The 17,071-nt window shown below is 49.4% G+C and carries 20 protein-coding genes; all 20 read right to left on the bottom strand.

Translation table 11 applies throughout. From position 1 onward, the window contains the following. On the bottom strand, nt 1-347 hold a 347-nt coding region (locus tag ACWVCM_RS04810; RefSeq protein WP_455200581.1), incomplete at its 3' end, for a twin-arginine translocation signal domain-containing protein. A 42-nt stretch (nt 348-389) separates the two neighbouring features. Further along, nucleotides 390-821 (bottom strand): hydrogenase expression/formation C-terminal domain-containing protein, encoded by a 432-nt coding sequence (locus tag ACWVCM_RS04805; protein WP_455200580.1) that lies wholly within the window; start codon nt 819-821, stop codon nt 390-392. Beyond that, the gene (locus ACWVCM_RS04800; protein WP_455200579.1) at nt 818-1,285 is read right to left on the bottom strand and encodes a HyaD/HybD family hydrogenase maturation endopeptidase; all 468 of its coding nucleotides are present in this window, start codon (nt 1,283-1,285) and stop codon (nt 818-820) included. Before ACWVCM_RS04800 ends, ACWVCM_RS04805 begins: the two co-directional genes overlap by 4 nt. Nucleotides 1,286-1,642: 357 nt before the next feature. After that, nucleotides 1,643-2,251, bottom strand: a complete 609-nt coding sequence (locus tag ACWVCM_RS04795; protein ID WP_455200578.1) for a V-type ATP synthase subunit D — start codon at nt 2,249-2,251, stop codon at nt 1,643-1,645. Continuing rightward, nucleotides 2,238-3,638, bottom strand: coding sequence for a V-type ATP synthase subunit B (locus tag ACWVCM_RS04790; RefSeq protein WP_455200577.1), 1,401 nt, complete (start codon nt 3,636-3,638; stop codon nt 2,238-2,240). Before ACWVCM_RS04790 ends, ACWVCM_RS04795 begins: the two co-directional genes overlap by 14 nt. Then, entirely contained in the window at nt 3,628-5,385 is a 1,758-nt protein-coding gene (locus ACWVCM_RS04785; protein ID WP_455200576.1) for a V-type ATP synthase subunit A, read from the bottom strand. Before ACWVCM_RS04785 ends, ACWVCM_RS04790 begins: the two co-directional genes overlap by 11 nt. Before the next feature lie 43 nt (nt 5,386-5,428). Further along, nucleotides 5,429-6,079, bottom strand: a complete 651-nt coding sequence (locus ACWVCM_RS04780) for a hypothetical protein (RefSeq protein WP_455200575.1) — start codon at nt 6,077-6,079, stop codon at nt 5,429-5,431. Beyond that, nucleotides 6,076-6,372 (bottom strand): V-type ATP synthase subunit F, encoded by a 297-nt coding sequence (locus ACWVCM_RS04775; RefSeq protein WP_455200574.1) that lies wholly within the window; start codon nt 6,370-6,372, stop codon nt 6,076-6,078. Before ACWVCM_RS04775 ends, ACWVCM_RS04780 begins: the two co-directional genes overlap by 4 nt. 4 nt (nt 6,373-6,376) lie before the next feature. Further along, entirely contained in the window at nt 6,377-6,727 is a 351-nt protein-coding gene (locus ACWVCM_RS04770; RefSeq protein WP_455200573.1) for an ATP synthase subunit C, read from the bottom strand. Between the two features lie 2 nt (nt 6,728-6,729). Beyond that, a complete protein-coding gene (locus tag ACWVCM_RS04765) occupies nt 6,730-8,571 on the bottom strand; it encodes a V-type ATP synthase subunit I (RefSeq protein WP_455200572.1) in 1,842 nt (613 codons plus the stop codon). Then, nucleotides 8,568-9,335, bottom strand: coding sequence for a hypothetical protein (locus tag ACWVCM_RS04760; RefSeq protein WP_455200571.1), 768 nt, complete (start codon nt 9,333-9,335; stop codon nt 8,568-8,570). The genes ACWVCM_RS04765 and ACWVCM_RS04760 overlap by 4 nt, the downstream gene beginning before the upstream one ends. Nucleotides 9,336-9,454: 119 nt before the next feature. Beyond that, entirely contained in the window at nt 9,455-9,811 is a 357-nt protein-coding gene (locus ACWVCM_RS04755) for a hypothetical protein (protein WP_455200570.1), read from the bottom strand. Between the two features lie 33 nt (nt 9,812-9,844). Beyond that, the gene (gene hypE / locus ACWVCM_RS04750; RefSeq protein WP_455200569.1) at nt 9,845-10,843 is read right to left on the bottom strand and encodes a hydrogenase expression/formation protein HypE; all 999 of its coding nucleotides are present in this window, start codon (nt 10,841-10,843) and stop codon (nt 9,845-9,847) included. A gap of 25 nt (nt 10,844-10,868) precedes the next feature. Next, on the bottom strand, nt 10,869-13,130 hold the full coding sequence (gene hypF, locus ACWVCM_RS04745; protein WP_455200568.1) for a carbamoyltransferase HypF: 2,262 nt from the start codon (nt 13,128-13,130) through the stop codon (nt 10,869-10,871). Continuing rightward, a complete protein-coding gene (hypD, locus tag ACWVCM_RS04740; protein ID WP_455200567.1) occupies nt 13,130-14,284 on the bottom strand; it encodes a hydrogenase formation protein HypD in 1,155 nt (384 codons plus the stop codon). Before hypD ends, hypF begins: the two co-directional genes overlap by 1 nt. A 42-nt stretch (nt 14,285-14,326) precedes the next feature. Then, nucleotides 14,327-15,184 (bottom strand): hydrogenase nickel incorporation protein HypB, encoded by an 858-nt coding sequence (gene hypB / locus ACWVCM_RS04735; protein ID WP_455200566.1) that lies wholly within the window; start codon nt 15,182-15,184, stop codon nt 14,327-14,329. Between the two features lie 14 nt (nt 15,185-15,198). Beyond that, nucleotides 15,199-15,549 carry a hydrogenase maturation nickel metallochaperone HypA/HybF gene (locus ACWVCM_RS04730; RefSeq protein ID WP_455200565.1) on the bottom strand — a complete coding sequence of 117 codons (351 nt, stop codon included), beginning with the start codon at nt 15,547-15,549 and terminating at the stop codon, nt 15,199-15,201. Next, on the bottom strand, nt 15,542-15,784 hold the full coding sequence (locus ACWVCM_RS04725) for a HypC/HybG/HupF family hydrogenase formation chaperone (protein ID WP_455200564.1): 243 nt from the start codon (nt 15,782-15,784) through the stop codon (nt 15,542-15,544). The genes ACWVCM_RS04730 and ACWVCM_RS04725 overlap by 8 nt, the downstream gene beginning before the upstream one ends. A 372-nt stretch (nt 15,785-16,156) precedes the next feature. Continuing rightward, entirely contained in the window at nt 16,157-16,528 is a 372-nt protein-coding gene (locus ACWVCM_RS04720) for a pilin (RefSeq protein ID WP_455200563.1), read from the bottom strand. Between the two features lie 292 nt (nt 16,529-16,820). Further along, on the bottom strand, nt 16,821-17,071 hold a 251-nt coding region (locus ACWVCM_RS04715), incomplete at its 5' end, for a hypothetical protein (protein WP_455200562.1).

The raw sequence follows: 17,071 nt of genomic DNA, 5'->3' as shown, positions 1-17,071 counted from the left end.
TATTTGCCGAAGAACTCCTTCATGGCATGTTCACGTGCTTCTTCGGCAGCAGTACCCGATGCGGCTTGTAAGGTGTGATGATAGTCCAGTGAGATGGCATCAAGAATCAGGCTTTCTACTGTGGGACTATGGGAACGCGTCAGGGACTCGGTGCAACCGGTACATTCCTGAAACGACAACCAGATAACCGATGGGCGTTTGGCCTTACTCAATGCCTCTGCAATCGCAGGTGCCATTCCCGGAGGTAACGCCATCAGGGATGCCATTGCCGAACAGAACTTGAGGAAACCACGCCGGCTAACACCCTGTCGCTGTAATATATCGACCAGTGAATCGTCTCTCGGCATTATAAACACCTTCATCTATGAGCCAGCTAATCAGCTGGAAGCTTATGATTCAGGATTAATCGCACTCAATAACTGTTTGAATCTACCCGGTGCTGCATGCAAATCATGATGCTGTGTTTTAAGGATTTCCGGTAAATCGGTGACTTCAATAAATTCGGAAATGATTTCATCCGCAGCATTCTTATGGGTTACCCACCAGATGCCGGAGATAGAGGTTTCTGTTACATGGGTTGGGCCCAATGCAGCTATCATTGCATCCACTTCGCCCGTACCCAATATCAGTTTGAGATTTTCTATTTCACCGGGCATTAATGCCAGACCACGAATATCGACATAGTTTTCATCGCCGGTTTCCACCAGAGTATCCAGCATGCCTTGCAGCTCCTTTAGTATAGCCATCACCTGGGCTGAAGGAGGCGTATTAGCTACGGGTGCATCGGTGGCTGTTACCGGAATATCAGTTAACTCTGTCATGACTGCCACTCCTGGATCAGATGTAATGCTTCTTCACAGACATCCGGTATCGCTGCCTGCACTTCTTCACTGGGGGCTTCCCCCCATTCCAGACTTTTCGGTTGCACGCCAATGAGCGCTCGATTCTCTGGTAAACGGCCTGACAATCTCACCATGGACATGAGGTCCATTAATCCCACTTCATGGACACTGCGCCTGGTTTGACAACTGAGGTATTCATCCATTTCGTTACCCACAAAAGTGCGTACCGTACCGGGGTTATCATTGAGTTGTGCGGCGTCAATGACGATCAGGTTATCCGCATCCTCAATAGGACCGGCCAGGGTAAAACTTAATGTTCCCCCATCAAGATAATGAGTATCCGGCAAATCGGCATGCTTGTCATAGATAAAACGCGTGGCATGCACACCAATACCTTCATCCGTTAACAGCGTGTTTCCAATACCGAGCACCAGGGTACTCATTGTCGCGTTCCTTTCATCACTGTGTGACTGTTCTGATTATTAGCGCTTTTTAATTCAGAACTGATTTTTTCTGTGAGTGCCTGCCTGCTGCACCTTATGGGCACCTGCTTACCAGATAACGGCAATGGTTAAAAAGTTATTGTAAGTGTAGCCAAGGCGAGAAAAATCGAATTGATACTGGTCATGTAATTGCTAACTACACCGGGATCAGGAAGGGTTGCATATGATTGATAGTTATAAGCTTTTCATACTGCAAACCGGATGTAAAACTGGCCTTGTGGGTAACATTCGTCTGAACAGGTATTTACCTATCCCATAAGAAATACGTGGAAACGTTTTATGCAAATTTAAGGCGTGCTACTGATGTTTTAAATGAACGCGCACAATATCTTCCTGGTCCAGCTCTTCCAGGCGCGATGTCATTTCACGAAGGTTATGTGTCATTTCCGGTATAACCACATTCTCCAGGGCCCGGGCGCGACGTTCGGTTTTTCGATACTCAGCCAATAAGCGATGCAGATTACCCGACACACCGGCAAGTATTGCTCCCAACTTAACAAGATCAAGAAACAATTGCCGACATTGTTCTGCCTCCGGCGAGGGCTGGCTAACCTGGCTCAACTCTTCGTGCTCCGCCAATTGCAATTCGGTAGCCATTAAAGTCACACCCATAAATATGTCAGTGCTTGCACTGATTTCAGCATCTTCCAGGTAATGACCGGGATAAACCTGCGTGCCCTGCAACCCATGACGGCGAATAGTCGCAACCAATGTTAACTCGGCACTCTGGCGCAATGATTCATATTGGCCCAGCAGTGTTTCATAATGGCTTAACTGGCGTAACAGTTCCGCGGCTAATAACAATCGTTTCTCATCGAGAAAATCATAAGCTTCCAGGATAATTTCCTGTTCATCACGCATCTGCAAAATCGCAGAGCGTGTCGGCGCCTGGTCATTGCCCAGCATACTCAATTACCTTATCTTTAATGTTACGCTCTATTTGCTGATCGCTTAGCCGGGTTAACTCCAGTACCGGAATTTGCTGCAGTAATCGCCAGCCTATTTCCATGCTTTGTTCCAGGGTACGTGCCGCTTCCTGTTGCACCAGCTCTTTTTCAAAGCGTTCCCCAAATTCCAGAAACATGCGATCCGTTTGTGACAAACCTTCGCTGCCCATAACACTGGCTAACACCCTGACATGCATGGCCCGGGCGTAGGCGGCATATAACTGATTGGCCAGGGAAGGATGGTCTTCGTGTGTGTAACCTTCACCGGTACCATCTTTCATCAATCGTGACAGACTGGGCAACACCCGAATCGGTGGATAAATATCGCGTCGGTCCAGTTCGCGATCCAGTACGATTTGTCCTTCAGTAATATAACCGGTCAGGTCCGGAATGGGATGAGTAATATCATCGGCAGGCATGGTCAGTATCGGCAACTGCGTCAACGTGCCGGCTTTACCCTGGATGCAACCTGCTCTTTCAAATATCGTTGCCAGATCCGAATACATATAACCGGGATAACCTTTTCGGCTGGGTACTTCACCATGACTGGCCGATACTTCGCGCAGCGCTTCGCAGTAGTTGGTCATGTCGGTCATAATAACCAATACATGGCGATTTTCAGTATAAGCAAGATACTCGGCGGCCGTTAATGCATAGCGCGGTGCCAACAGGCGCTGGGTACTGGAATCAGACGCCAGGTTGAGAAACAAAACGGTATGTTCCAGCGCTCCACTGTTTTCCATAGCGCGACGAAACTGCTCAGCGATATCATAAGACACACCAATCGCCACGAACACCACGGCAAAACTACCTGACTCCTCACCACGCAACCGTGCCTGTTGTGCGATATCCGTTGCGATACGATCATGCGGTAAACCACCACCGGAAAATATCGGCAACTTCTGCCCACGCACCAGGCTGTTCATTAAATCAATAGTGGATATTCCCGTCTCAATAAAATCGCGCGGATATTCACGCGCCGCCGGATTAATTGCCAGGCCATCGATGCGCAAACGTTGATGTGCTGAAACCGGGGGACCGTTATCCAGTGGGCGACCGACACCATCCATAATACGACCCAGCAAGTCCGGGCCCACGCTGAAGTGCAGGGCTTCACCCTGAAAACGCACCGCGGTTTTCGCCAGGGACAAGCCACTGGTGGATTCCAGTACTTCGATGATCATGCTGTCCTCATCGAGTGTCGCGATACGTCCCAGTCGCTTGCGGCCCTGCGCGTCACTGATTTCCACCGCATCATTTAAACCAACATCCACGGTACGACGCAGGAACAATAACGGTCCTTCGATTCGCGTAGCGGTACCTTCGGTGCGAACATCAACTAACATTGCTCAGGTCCTGTTTTGCCAAGGTTGAAAACGCGTTTTCCATATCCGTGCGCAATACATCAAACTGCTCCATTTCTTCTTCGCTAATGTCTTCATTCATCCGGCGCAAGCGCCTTAACAACGGCATGGTGTTAATCAATTCAATATCCACTTTCTGATCGATGGCCTGCTGTGACAGCTCGATAAACCGTGTGAGCAAATTCATCATCGCGGCCTGCCGCCCCGGTGAACAATAACGATCTACTTCCGAATACGCCGACTGTCGCAGAAATGCGTCATTGATGAGTTCCGCGCATAACAGTATATGTTGTTGGCGAGGCGGCAAAGCATCTTTACCGACGATGCGCGCCATACGTTCCAGGCGTGTTTGTTCTTCCAGCAAGGTTAAAAATCTGCGGCGTTGTTCCAGCCAGTGCGGATGATCGTTCTCCTGCCAAAATGCAATAAGATCTTCAATGTCACCCGAATAGGATTGCAGAGGATGAATGGCCGGATAAAACCGCGCCTGGGCGCGTGTCGCATCTAATGCCCAGAACACTCGTACATAACGCTTGGTATGAGTGGTAACCGGTTCTGAAAAATCCGCAGACGGCGGACTGACTGCACCGATGATACTTAAGGAACCCACCTGTCCACACAAAGCCCGCACATGGGCAGCGCGCTCATAAAAATCTGCCAGGCGGCTACTGAGATAAGCCGGATAGCCTGCTTCACTGGGAATTTCCCCCAGGCGACCGGACACTTCCCGTAATGCTTCAGCCCAGCGACTGGTGGAATCAGCCATTAATGCCACGCGCAGCCCCTGGTCCCGGAAATACTCCGCCACGGTTACCGCGGTATAAATACTGGCTTCGCGTGCCGCGACCGGCATATTGGAAGTATTGGCTATAATCAGCGTACGCTCCATTAACGGACGACCGGTTCGCGGATCTTCCAGTTGTGGCAGTTCATGTAACACGCCGGCCATTTCATTGCCGCGCTCCCCACAACCCACGTATACAATAAGATCGGCATCACACCACTTGGCCAGCGTTTCCTGTAATACGGTTTTGCCGGTACCAAAACCACCCGGCATTGCCGAACGTCCACCACAGGCCAGTGGAAAAATGGAATCTAGAATACGTTGCCCCGTTAACAGGGGCCCCCAGGTCGGTAAGCGTTCTGCAATGGGCCGCGCGTCACGAATCGGCCAATGATGACTCATGGCTACCGAATGTTCCTCGCCGCTGTCCGATTTAATCGTGCAAACGGTTTGTTCGTCATTGTATACACCAGGCTCTGCCACATTGATAACCTTGCCACTGACATCAGGTGGTACCAGCACCGATTGCCGGCGTCCGCCGTCCGCTGTTGCGGTACCCAGTATTGCCCCGGCGGTTGCCAGGTCGCCGGCCCTGATGATCGGCTTAAAGTTAAATGATTGCGGTGGCGGCGCCTGCATACCCGGTTGCACATAATCGCCCGCATCCAGGGTTAAGGGTCGCAACAGTCCGTCGAAAATATTTCCCAACAGGGCCGGACCCAGCTTTACTGACAGGGGTGCGCCGTTACCCGTCACCTTGTCACCCGGTCTCAGGCCACTGGTATCTTCATAGACCTGTGCAACAATCGTGTCCTGCTCAATACGAATCACTTCACCTAACAGCTTGTGATTACCAACAAACACCGCTTCATTGATATGAAATATATCTTGCGTAATTGCCCGTAATACCGGTCCACTGATCCAGGTGATACTCGCTTCACTCATGAGCGTTGCCTTTCTTTCTATTCGTTTGAATTTTTTGCTTCATTTATTTCTGGCTATGGATAATACATTCACGACATTGCGCCAGGAATATGGACTCAATGTCGATACGGTTCGCCATCAAACCCTGCAAACTACCATCAATGACCGCCCCATCAGTCACGATACGTATTCCCGCGCTAATATCCGTTGCGTTTTTAAATTTCAACTTACCGGTAAACTTGTTATTTACCTGGCTGCGCAACTTTTTTTGTTCGTCGCTGGTCCAGTCTTTCGGGTGTTCAACCAGCCAGTCTTTGCCGGGTACCATTTTACCCGCGTTTAACACGATCTTTTGCACCCACGCCTGACGCTGTTTTGGCTGTTGCCATCGAGCCTGTAATTTCGCCGCCAGCAAATTCCAGGACTGTTCAAGGAAACGCTGGTCTGCCTCATGCCGTTGCTGCATCATCAGGGTATGTAGCTTTGCCCTGGCGGACGATAATTCATTGCGCATATGCTCTCGACTATCCTGTATATCCTGACGCATCCGTACACGGGCTTCGCGATAAGCTTGCCGAACTATGTGCTGGGAATCCTGTTTTGCCTGTGTAATCAGGGCATCACATTGCTGTTTGCGATAGGCTTCTACTATTTCCAGTAAACGCTGCACTTGCGCATCAACAATACTGCCAGGCATTTTCGGGTCATTGTTCATTCCAGAACCCCTAACTGTGCGCGTAATTGGGTTGCCAGATCCTGTACCGGTGTATTGGATCGAATATCCGGTATCACAACAACGGGTGGGTTTTGTTGGCTCAATAACCTGTTTTGCTGGTCCTGACTCAATCTTGCCGCATACTCAGCGGTGATAAAAATCAATGAAGTATTATTGTTCGCCCACTCCACCACTCTCGATAACTCTTCCTGTTCTGGTATTCGTATACGAACTCCCGCCAGGCGGAATCCCGCTGCCGTTACTTCATCACCTATAAAGACCGGTGCAACCATCGCCTTATATCAGTTCGTTTAATATTAAAATTGAAACAATCAATCCATATATGGCAATACCTTCTGCCAGGCCAACCATAATTAACACCCGACCTAACAGCTCCGGTTTTTCGGTGAGCGCACCAATGGCCGCGCTACCTACCGATGCAACAGCAAAACCTGCACCCAGTGATGACAACCCGGTGGCCAGTGCGGCAGCCCAGAAACCACCCTGTAACACTTCGGGCGATAAGGCTGTCGTGGTCGCTACTTCTTCAGCCATAGCGGGCGTTAACCAGAGCAGCGTTCCGGCCAACACGGCTATAACGCCGGTAAATCCAAATAGCACATACAACGTTTTACTATGTGCATTCATGACTACGGTCTCCTTTTTTGTTCTGCAACAGGTTTCACTGGTACGGTTAACGGGTTAAACATACGCCCCGTACCCTTAAGAAATCGAATAAAAAATTCAAACAGCACAAGTCGAGTGGTTTGAATGGATACCACCAGTCCTTCCAGTACCAATATCACGATATTTCCCACGATGAAAATCAGGGCGGAAAATAGTGGATTTGCGACCGTATTTGCCATGATAAATACCGCCAGCGACAAGCCGGCGTGGGCCAGGGCAAAAGCGCCAACACGAATAAAGGAAATCGTGTTGATCAGCAATTGCAATACACTTTCCACCAGTTGGCCGATCGCGTGGCCGACCGCTTTTCCAACCGATTCATCCGCCAATACAATGTTACCTGTGATATACCACAGCACTCCCAGCGGGAACATGACTCCGATCATGCTATTAAATACGCTGCCAATAACACTGATATACATTACGATCACAGCGGCATCGATAAATAACCATTGCCTGAATTCGCCCTGCCAGAATTGCTGAATCCCATTCGCCAGCAATCCGAGCAGTAATATAACCACGCCACCGGCCAGTGGAACCATTAATACAGTCAACGGTTCCTGAATAGGATTAACCCATAAAGGTGTAATAAGATGTTCATTGGCAAATACACTACCGAACACCCAACCAAAAATCATGGCTGATAAACCGCAACCAATCAAAATTCTTAACAGGGGGTAACGTTTACTCAACAGCAATCCGGCAATAAAAAACACCAGTCCGTGGCCTACATCGCCAAACATATAACCAAAAATCAATGGCACAATGAACGACAACAAAATCGATGGATCAAACTCATCTGCAGCAGGGACGCCTAACAATTTGGCGAAGAATTCAAACGGCCGCGACCACCAGGGATTGTGGAATACCATGGGTGGGCTTACACCAACCGGCGCAGGTGGGTAATGGACAACAGCACGCACCGATTCTTTTTGTAGCACGTCATTAATGCGGTTTTCACTGACATCGCTGGTCCAGCCGGTTATCCAGGCGAAATTTTCTGACACGGGCAGATCAGTAACATGGGTAATAAACCATTCCAGCTGCTCAATATCACCCAGCACTTCGTGCAAACTATGCTTTTTTTCCAGCTCGCCTAACGCTGCAAAAATAGCATCGGCCTGTCGCTTTATTTCAACCTGTCGTTCGGCCACCTGTTGCGTGGCAACCTGTAACTTCCCTTTAAGCCATGCAGGCACGATGATAACCTGACCTTTTTGTACCACCATGTCGCGTTGCATGGCTTCAACCACATCCTCTTTACCGACTACCAGCAGAAAAATGTTTTGTTCGGTGGCAATACGAATAGACAGGACGGCCGGAGGCAAGTGTTGTATTTTGGCGTTAACAGGTAAAACAAATAATCGAACGCTCAACGCGGGACCTGCGCTGGCTACATGCGTAAAATCGATCTCATCACTGGGCATGTGTTTAAACAGCTCCTGTATCAACGATAACTCCGCCTGTTCGCGCAACAGGGTTTCCAGATTATCGATGACTGGATCCGCTTCAGATTGCCAGTTGGCGAGTTTTTCCAGGGCTTTATCCAGTCGGCGCTCCGGACGACCGGGCGCTTCGGAAGGATGCAGCTGTTGTTGCGGCCAGTATTGCTGATAACGACGCAACAGTTTGTCATAGTCTTCAAACCGATCACGTAAATTGGGCATACTCACCCGTTGTGTTGTTTCGCTGTATACTTCCAGCTCAACATCACCGGTTCTTGCCAGTGCTTCAACCCCTTTTACAAGGTCTTCTGTCGCCACCAGTACTTCAAACCAGCGTGCAGGAACAGGCCGTAAAGTCATACGCTTTCCTCCCGATACCCGGGAAACAGGCAGCGCTGCATGATACCGCCACGCAATCGTTCAACATCCAGCGCTATTAACAGCAAATGAATAAAAACGGCGACTGGTTGGTAACTGTATTTACGAAACATCATGGCAAGCTTGTGCGCCAGTTGCTGGCGATGACGCCAGGCCGTATTGGGTGCAACCTGTAGAAAACTGGTCAGATGCTGGTTTAATAGTGCATTCATCGCATGGAACGCGACCTGTTGTTTGGCTCGTTTATCAGGCCACAGGGATTGCCAGCACCGCACCCATGTTGACAGCAGGGAATCACCCGCCTGCCAGGCATGGACTAACGGTGCAAATTCCGATTGTAGAAATGCATTGGTACGCTGTTCCAGATGTGTTGCGCTATACTGTTTAAGCACAGGATCCTGTAGCATCCATTCCTGCACCGTATTGCCGCTCAACAAGTGCTGCAGTGCGGGCAGGTAAGTCAGGCTTGCCGACCATTCAACAGACTTTCGCCAGCTTAACGGCACCCAGGACGCAATGTCGTTGATATAATCTCGATAGAGTTTGAGCAGTGATGATTCAATCAAGTGGTGGTTATCGGTGGCTTGCAGCCCCATCACCCAGTTTTTCAGATTAGTTTGACGGGCACTTTGCAGAAAGTTGGCCAGATCTTTTTGCGACTCGACTAACTGCCAGGTACGCTCATCCGGCCGCATGCCATGTCGGGCCTGCAGTCGAGTCTGGGTGAATATAAAATTTCTGCGCATAATTTCTAATTTAGTGGTAGCGCGCAAATCACAGCCAGGTTGCCTGTCCTCCCAGTTGCCTCCTGACCATTTAAAAAAATAATCAATTCGAAGAGTTTTTCTATTATTTTAACTGTTTGTTAGATTCCCTCGTCGCCCGTCGTTAACATTTCTGCAATTTGCTCTACCACTACATCCACTGTTTCAGTATCAACTTCATAAGAATGAGAATCCCTGGCTTTCTTCTGTTGATCACGCTGTAACTGAGTAACCCGGTCAGTCACTACACGGGCACATCGTTGATGAATTCGGGTAATGCGCTCATCGGCCCGCTCGGCAATTTGCTTGGCTCTTTGTCGAGCCTGCTGTAATAGTGCATCAGCTTCTGAAGCACATTTATCCACGGCATGCTTGGCATGATCTTCTGCCTCCAGCACCACATTCATGGCATGTTCAGCCGTCATGCTGGTGCCGTTATCATTGGACGAATTAGACATATCAAAACCTGTTCATACCATTTACGCTAATCTTTAACAGATTCTTGGCAACGGATCGTCTTCCAGCTCTTCCAGCATACGCTCACCACCAATCTCCGTTTCCAGTATTACTCGCGCCATACTATTGTCCAGATTACCAATAATTGCGGCGTCTTTACCGCCGGGCAGCTGTTGCCAACGCTGTAATACCTGTGGGGCATCATTTTGATCAACCACTGCTACCACTCGCCCTTCGCAAGCCAGATACATGGGATCATAGCCCAGTATTTCACAAACAGACGTCACCGGATCGCGAACCGGTATATGTGTCTGTTTTACACGTACACCCAACGAAGTATATTGATGTATCTCATGCAAAACGGTCGCTAATCCACCTCGCGTTGGATCACGCATAAAGCGCAACCCCGGCAGGTCATATAAAGCCTGACAAAATGGCAATACACTGGCGGAATCTGATTGAATGTTGCCCTTTAAGCCAAATTGCTCGCGCGCCAGCATAATTGCTGTACCGTGATCACCCACCGAACCGCTGACCAGAATAGCATCGCCCGGTTTTATGTTTTGCATGCTTAAAGTGAGTCCCGGTTTCCTGACGCCAATTCCTGTGGTAGTAAAATACACGCCGCTTCCCTCGCCCTTGGGCACCACTTTGGTATCACCGCAGGCAATTTCAACACCGGCTTCTTTAGCCGCTTCAGCCATGCTGCTGATAATGCGTTCTAACACTTCAAGTTCGAGTCCTTCTTCAATAATCGCCGACAAACTTAAAAACCGCGGAATAGCACCACACACGGATAAATCATTCACGGTACCGTGTATCGCCAGGGATCCGATATTGCCACCGGGAAATTCCAGCGGCTTTACCGTAAAGCCATCGACACTCATTAACAATTCACCCTTCAGTGTGGGTAAGGTAGCGGCATCACTACTGGCATCCAGTACCGAGTTTGCTAACCGGGTAGCAAAAGTTTCTTCGATGAGTTGTCGCATGTAATGACCACCATTACCATGCGCGAGTGTAATATGCGTCATGCCATTTACCTTTTGCCATTCATTGTTATTGTTTGGTACAACCAGTCACCCCATGCGCTTCCACGATCTGCCCGTAACATAAACCACCATCGTTCACCGGCACATGCTCCGGAAAATAACAGCGAAAATCGTGTTGTTCGAGCAGCTCAATGGCACGTTCTGTCAATATTCGATTCTGAAAAACGCCTCCGCTTAGACCAACGGCAAAGTCTCCATACTGTTCGCGCACCTGTAGCGCCTGATGCAAAATCACCAGGGCCATGGTTTCGTGGAAGCATCGTGCACGATCCGCCTGGCTATGCCTGTTATCCATTAACATTTCCAGCAGCCATTGCCAGTCAGCGCGCCAGACACCCTGATCATCCTGTTCCATTTCCAGCGATAAACCTTCAGCGCTTCCCTGTTGGGCCAGTGCTTCCAGCCACATTGGCGCCTGCCCTTCAAAGCTAACTGTGTCAACCAGCCCGATTAATGCAGCTGCCGCGTCAAACAGGCGACCAGCCGAAGATGTCAAGGGACAATTAATTCGCTTTTGCCAGGCTTGCTGCAACATGTCCAGGTCTTTATGCGATGTCGACCAGGTCAGACTGGCTTCCCAACACAGTGCGGCGGCGCTGCGCCATGGTTCCCGCGCGGCACGATCACCACCGGGCAAATGAAATTGACGCAGGCTGGCTACCTGGTGCCAGGACCCACTATTACCTAACAGGGCTTCACCACCCCAGATGGTGTTATCCGGACCAAAACCGGTACCATCCCAGGCAAACACTAACCAGTTCTTTTCACCGGGAAACTCACCACTCACACAAGATGCATGTGCATGATGGTGGTATACGGATACGACTTCCAGTCCGGACTTCCTCGCCCATTCAGAACTGCTGTATTTTGGATGGGCGTCACACACCACCCGCTCTGCTGTTATCTGATAAAGTGCCTGCAGGTCCGCAATGACCTGGGCAAAGACCTGTTGACTGCGTAGCGAATCAAGTTCGCCAATATGAGGCGACACCACAATATTATTTTCCCAGGCCAAAGCAATGGTGTTCTTCATATGACCACCCACGGCAAGACTTGGCCTGTCAATCGTGAATGGTAAGTTCAACTCCAGCGGTGCATTACCACGTCCCAGGCGTATCGCCCTTGGCTTATTATTGATGACCCGATACACCGGATCATCAGCCGGGCGCTGTATCGGCCGGTTATGATGCAGGCCTGCATCAGCAACGTGGGATAATCGTCTTACCACATCATCGTTATCAGTTAACACCGGTTCGCCGCTGATATTGGCGGACGTTGCCACGAGCGGTCGGGAAAATTCTTTTAACAATAAATAATGCAAGGGACTGTAGGGCAACATGACGCCCACTTCCGTTAGCTTCGGTGCAATTAACTTCGACAGTACGTTTCCCGGTTTTTGTGTTAACAACAATATGGGGTGCTCAACACCACTCAGCAGCGCTTGTTCGTCTTCACTGGCGATTACATACTGCGACAGATCCTGTGCCGCCATCATTACGGCCAATGGCTTATGCGGGCGCGGTTTACGTTCCCGCAGTTTTGCTACAGCCGCATCGTTGCAGGAATCGGCCATTAAGTGATAGCCGCCTATGCCCTTTACCGCAACAATTTTCCCTTTCCTCAGCGCAGTGATACATGCCTGCAATGCCTGCTCATTACCGGCAATGGTTTTGTTTTGGTGGGTAAAGGATAATGCCGGACCACAGTCGCTACAGGCAATGGGTTCCGCATGGTAACGACGGTCTGCTGCATTTTCGTATTCACCCTTACACTGGGGACATAATGGAAACTCCGCCATGGTCGTATTAGCACGATCATAGGGAAGCTGGCGAATCAGGGTATAGCGTGGTCCACAATGGGTGCAGTTAATAAACGGATAGCGATAACGCCGATCTGCCGCATCATTCAATTCATGCAAACAGTCATCACAGACGGGCAAATCGGTAACTATTCGAATGGTGTTCGGTGTTTTTTCGTTACTACGGCGTATGGAAAACGCTGCATAGTGTTTGCAATCAACGATTCTGTTTCTGGAAATAACGGGACTTGCGTGTGGCGGCGCCTGCTTGATGAGGTTTTCCTGGAATGTCTGTAAATAGTCCGCATTGCCTTCGGCATGAATGGCAACCTGGCCCATCCAGTTTTCCACCCATCCGTGAATATGGTACTGCTGTGCCAGGCGGTAAACGAAAGGACGAAAACCTACACCTTGCACATGTCCGGAGAGCACAAAAAATCTGGCTTGATTTGACTCCAAAGGTTCATGCATCACACCACCACTTGTTGCGAATCATCTTTTGCTGTCGTTGCAGATTCGCGAATGCCGGTACTCCACCAGATACGGCAAGCGCCTTCATCGGATACCATGCATGGCCCGATCGGTGTACGAGGCGTGCAGGCTTTGCCGTATAAACGACACTCATTAGGATATAGCTTACCCAACACGACTCGCGCACAATCACAACCCGGCGGCATCGCACCGGCGCGACGCCGCGCTTCATGATCGTTATTCAGTGAGGCAAACCGTTCCCGTGCATCATACTGTTTATAGGCCGCTTTCAAAGCGAAACCGGACTGCGGAATTTTGCCCACACCACGCCAGTTCGCATCAACCACCTCCAGCACGTCATTCAGGATTTTTTTAGCGGCAATATTCCCTTCACTGGTCACTACTTCCGGATAACAATTATCAAGGAATGGTTTCTTCTCCCTGAGTTGTCGCAAGGTGGAATAAAAGGCAGCTAACAGGCTTTCTGCAGTAAATCCGGCGACAGCCGTGGGGATGCCATGTTTATCTGTAACGAACTGCCATTCATTGGCACCCATTACCGTCGATACATGGCCAGGTGCAACCAGGGTATCAAAGCCAGGCGTTTCCGAATCCAGTAACATCGCCACTGCAGGCCAGGTGAGTCGCGCCGAAAGTAACACGGATAAATTATCCGGAACGCCCGCAGCTAACATGGCAGCAACCGGCGTTGTCGTGGTTTCAAAACCGGCCGCAAAAAACACCACCTGTCGGTCCGGTAACTGGTTGGCTATCTTTACAGCTTCAATGGGCGAAGCGATAGGCCGTATATCTGCACCCGCCGCTTTGGCCTGTTCCAGGGACCGCGCCTGCCCTTTGGGCACATTGACCGGTACGCGCAGCATATCGCCAAACGCCACCAGCGTGACATCTTCTGATGACGCCAGCTGTATCGCGTCAAACACGTCTTCTTCCGGACAGATACAAACGGGACATCCTGGCCCCGGTATCAACTCGATGTTTTTCGGCAACACGCCGCGTAATCCCGCCATTGAAATGGAGCGCTCATGGCCACCGCACACATTCATGATGCGTACTTTATTCGGCAAATCGATGGCCCGAATATTCTCCAGCCACTTTTTTTGCTCGGCAGGTTGTTGCTTGATCAAGCTCATAAAGTTAGTACTTGTATCTTCATTCCGTACAAAGTCGCACGATCACCCGTGTTTATGATCGTGCGGATGCGCATGGTGAACATGCTGATGGCTATGCAGATTATTTCCGTCCGGCTGTAATTTAGGACGCAATTGTTCGCCACGCGCCAGATGTTGACGATAGTGTTGCAATTCATCATCCAGCCAGTGAATCCATTGATCAAAACGCTGGCGGGTCTTTGCGGATATTTCCATGACCGGCGCCGGATTAGCCAGGTTCCGTAAGTTCTGCTCTGCATCCGCACTGTTAAAATCATCCAGCACTTCAAGCAGATCCGCCTTGGTAATCAACATGGCGTCTGCCGCACGGAACATCACCGGATATTTAGCGGGTTTATCATCACCTTCGGTGACCGACAACAGGGTGATATTTCTGTGATGCCCTAAATCAAAACTGGCGGGGCACACCAGGTTGCCGACATTTTCTATAAACAGTATGTCCAGTGACGCAAGATCGAGCTGATGCACTGCGCTATGTACCATGTGTGCATCAAGGTGACAGGCACTGCCCGTGGCTATTTGAATGGCCGGCACACCCCTGGCGCGAATTCGCTGGGCGTCATTTTCAGTTTCCAGGTCCCCTTCGATAACACCTATATTTAGTCGCCCACCAAGCGCTTCGATAGTCGCTTCCAGTAACGCCGTTTTTCCGGAACCTGGTGATGACATTAAATTAATCGCCAACACCTGATGTTTATCGAAATGCTCCCGGTTATGTTGTGCCTGATGGTCGTTTTCCGATAACAAACCCTGCAGTACATCCACCGCCGCCTTGCCATCGGGCGTCCTGGATAACTTGCCTTTGATTTCAATGAGGTGTTTGTTACCCGGCGTAATATTGCATCCACATGTATCACACATAATCCATCCTCTGATTAATGTTCCGTTTGCAACTCCACCCGCTCCAACAGCATTTCGTTGCCGCTGATCAAAGTTGTTTGCCAGTCGCCGCATTTACCACACACCAGGCGATTTGCACTGACTTCGCTTTCTGCCTGACAGCTCTTACACTGAACCCGAATGGGCAAAGTGTTGATAACAAGCTCGGCTTTTGCTGCGGCGGTGTTGGCACATGCTAAGGGAAATGCCGATTTCAGCAAATCGGGTTCCACGCCGGATAGTGGACCTATCTGTAAATAAATTTTTTCAACAATACTGGAATGATGTTCAGCAGCAATATGACTGACCTGATCAACAATGCTTTGGCACACTGCCAGTTCATGCATTATCAGGCTCTCCCTGCATATCCAGTATCTCATCAAATAGTTCCCACGCAGACCGAGCATGATCTTCGGTCACTTTCTGCAAGGCATAGCCGACATGAACCAGCACATAGTCTCCAGGTTGTAATTCGGCTTCCTGCATGAGAAAAAGATTGACGTCCCTGCTTACGCCTTTCGCTTCACAGTGGGCGATGAATCCATCTATTTCTTTGATTTGCATGGGTATTCCCAAACACATAACAGCACCCTTTGCTGATGTCGTAATTCTTACAGTATATAGTGGGGAAAAATAAACACTACAAAAGATCAAACCGGATTTGACTGAAATCAAATTGCTTATGCGTGCCAATGCTGACAAGGCTATTTGAAAGTAGTGGCGAGCTTACTAGCAGGAACGATGTTCCAGGGAGAATCTATTATAGAAGCATTATTTGTAGGGTTTTAGAAGAGGATTGCAACAGATCAATATTGTGTAAATAAAGGCAAACACACTGCACTTCGTTGCTTCGCCGATCCCTGGCAACGATGAACTCAAACGATTGATGAAATGATTAAGTTGTATAGCGAGAATGTACGCAAGCACAAAACGCTGCGTTTACTGATGAAGGCGTTATTGAATATTACCCACGCATTTAACCCTGTCGCTTGCCGCGCTGGTTGGGTTGGAACAATTGTTGTCGACATAAGTGGGCACCATGTATGACTCCCCATCATGCAGCAGCACGATACCTGAGTTTGCAACTTTTACCTGATCCCCCTGAACGTAGGTCGCCAGTGTGTTTACACTCGGTGAAGCACTAGTATCCGCTTGCGCAATCACCAGGGCAGTTTTCACGGTACCACTTAACTGGTTCTTCTCGGCGACATCCTGCTCGGAGTTGACTTCTATATATTTGGGAATTGCGACAGCACTGAGCAAACCAATAATTACCAGCACCAATACAAGTTCAATGAGTGTAAAGCCTGAATTCTTCATTTGCATTTAAACCTCCAAAAACCGCCGAAATATTCCCTGATTTCGCAATCCTGATTATAAAAACCGCATACGTGATGCTTACAGGCTGCAAAAGCTTGTAGCGTCTAAAAATATATCGGCCATAGTTCAGAATATTTTAAGGTTTCTTAAGCTTCAATGAATGGGCAATCATAAAGAAGCCGCTTTACCGTCAAGGGATCAGGCGACACTGTGAGGCAACAAGGTACGCAAACACTTTCGCGTCACGCCAGTTGTTAATGGTAAGAATGTATTTATCGGGATCGATTGCTGGTGTTATCTAGCTAACCCCATGACCCACGAATTCTGCAGACTCGCCACCGCTATGAGTAACTGTGCATTTCTGATGGGTACCGGGATTAATTTTCGCCGGAATGATGGTGTAGCCAGAGGTTAACTCGCCTTCCAGTGTTAAGGCGATATCCTGGCAATTGGAAATCGATACGCCGTACTCACGATTGATATTGCGTACCGTAAAATTTATCGCCGAAGCAGATCCCAATGAACCCGCAATACCTTCCACCGCTGCTT

It is taken from the genome of Kaarinaea lacus, from assembly GCF_975902315.1.
Note: the sequence above shows the minus strand (reverse complement) of the source record. Positions and strands in the feature narration are given on the sequence as shown.

Coding starts and splice junctions, on each gene's coding strand:
- ACWVCM_RS04805 (WP_455200580.1), bottom strand. CDS start 821: ATGACAGAGTTAACTGATATTCCGGTAACAGCCACCGATGCACCCGTA.
- ACWVCM_RS04800 (WP_455200579.1), bottom strand. CDS start 1,285: ATGAGTACCCTGGTGCTCGGTATTGGAAACACGCTGTTAACGGATGAA.
- ACWVCM_RS04795 (WP_455200578.1), bottom strand. CDS start 2,251: ATGCTGGGCAATGACCAGGCGCCGACACGCTCTGCGATTTTGCAGATG.
- ACWVCM_RS04790 (WP_455200577.1), bottom strand. CDS start 3,638: ATGTTAGTTGATGTTCGCACCGAAGGTACCGCTACGCGAATCGAAGGA.
- ACWVCM_RS04785 (WP_455200576.1), bottom strand. CDS start 5,385: ATGAGTGAAGCGAGTATCACCTGGATCAGTGGACCGGTATTACGGGCA.
- ACWVCM_RS04780 (WP_455200575.1), bottom strand. CDS start 6,079: ATGAACAATGACCCGAAAATGCCTGGCAGTATTGTTGATGCGCAAGTG.
- ACWVCM_RS04775 (WP_455200574.1), bottom strand. CDS start 6,372: ATGGTTGCACCGGTCTTTATAGGTGATGAAGTAACGGCAGCGGGATTC.
- ACWVCM_RS04770 (WP_455200573.1), bottom strand. CDS start 6,727: ATGAATGCACATAGTAAAACGTTGTATGTGCTATTTGGATTTACCGGC.
- ACWVCM_RS04765 (WP_455200572.1), bottom strand. CDS start 8,571: ATGACTTTACGGCCTGTTCCTGCACGCTGGTTTGAAGTACTGGTGGCG.
- ACWVCM_RS04760 (WP_455200571.1), bottom strand. CDS start 9,335: ATGCGCAGAAATTTTATATTCACCCAGACTCGACTGCAGGCCCGACAT.
- ACWVCM_RS04755 (WP_455200570.1), bottom strand. CDS start 9,811: ATGTCTAATTCGTCCAATGATAACGGCACCAGCATGACGGCTGAACAT.
- hypE (WP_455200569.1), bottom strand. CDS start 10,843: ATGACGCATATTACACTCGCGCATGGTAATGGTGGTCATTACATGCGA.
- hypF (WP_455200568.1), bottom strand. CDS start 13,130: ATGCATGAACCTTTGGAGTCAAATCAAGCCAGATTTTTTGTGCTCTCC.
- hypD (WP_455200567.1), bottom strand. CDS start 14,284: ATGAGCTTGATCAAGCAACAACCTGCCGAGCAAAAAAAGTGGCTGGAG.
- hypB (WP_455200566.1), bottom strand. CDS start 15,184: ATGTGTGATACATGTGGATGCAATATTACGCCGGGTAACAAACACCTC.
- ACWVCM_RS04730 (WP_455200565.1), bottom strand. CDS start 15,549: ATGCATGAACTGGCAGTGTGCCAAAGCATTGTTGATCAGGTCAGTCAT.
- ACWVCM_RS04725 (WP_455200564.1), bottom strand. CDS start 15,784: ATGTGTTTGGGAATACCCATGCAAATCAAAGAAATAGATGGATTCATC.
- ACWVCM_RS04720 (WP_455200563.1), bottom strand. CDS start 16,528: ATGCAAATGAAGAATTCAGGCTTTACACTCATTGAACTTGTATTGGTG.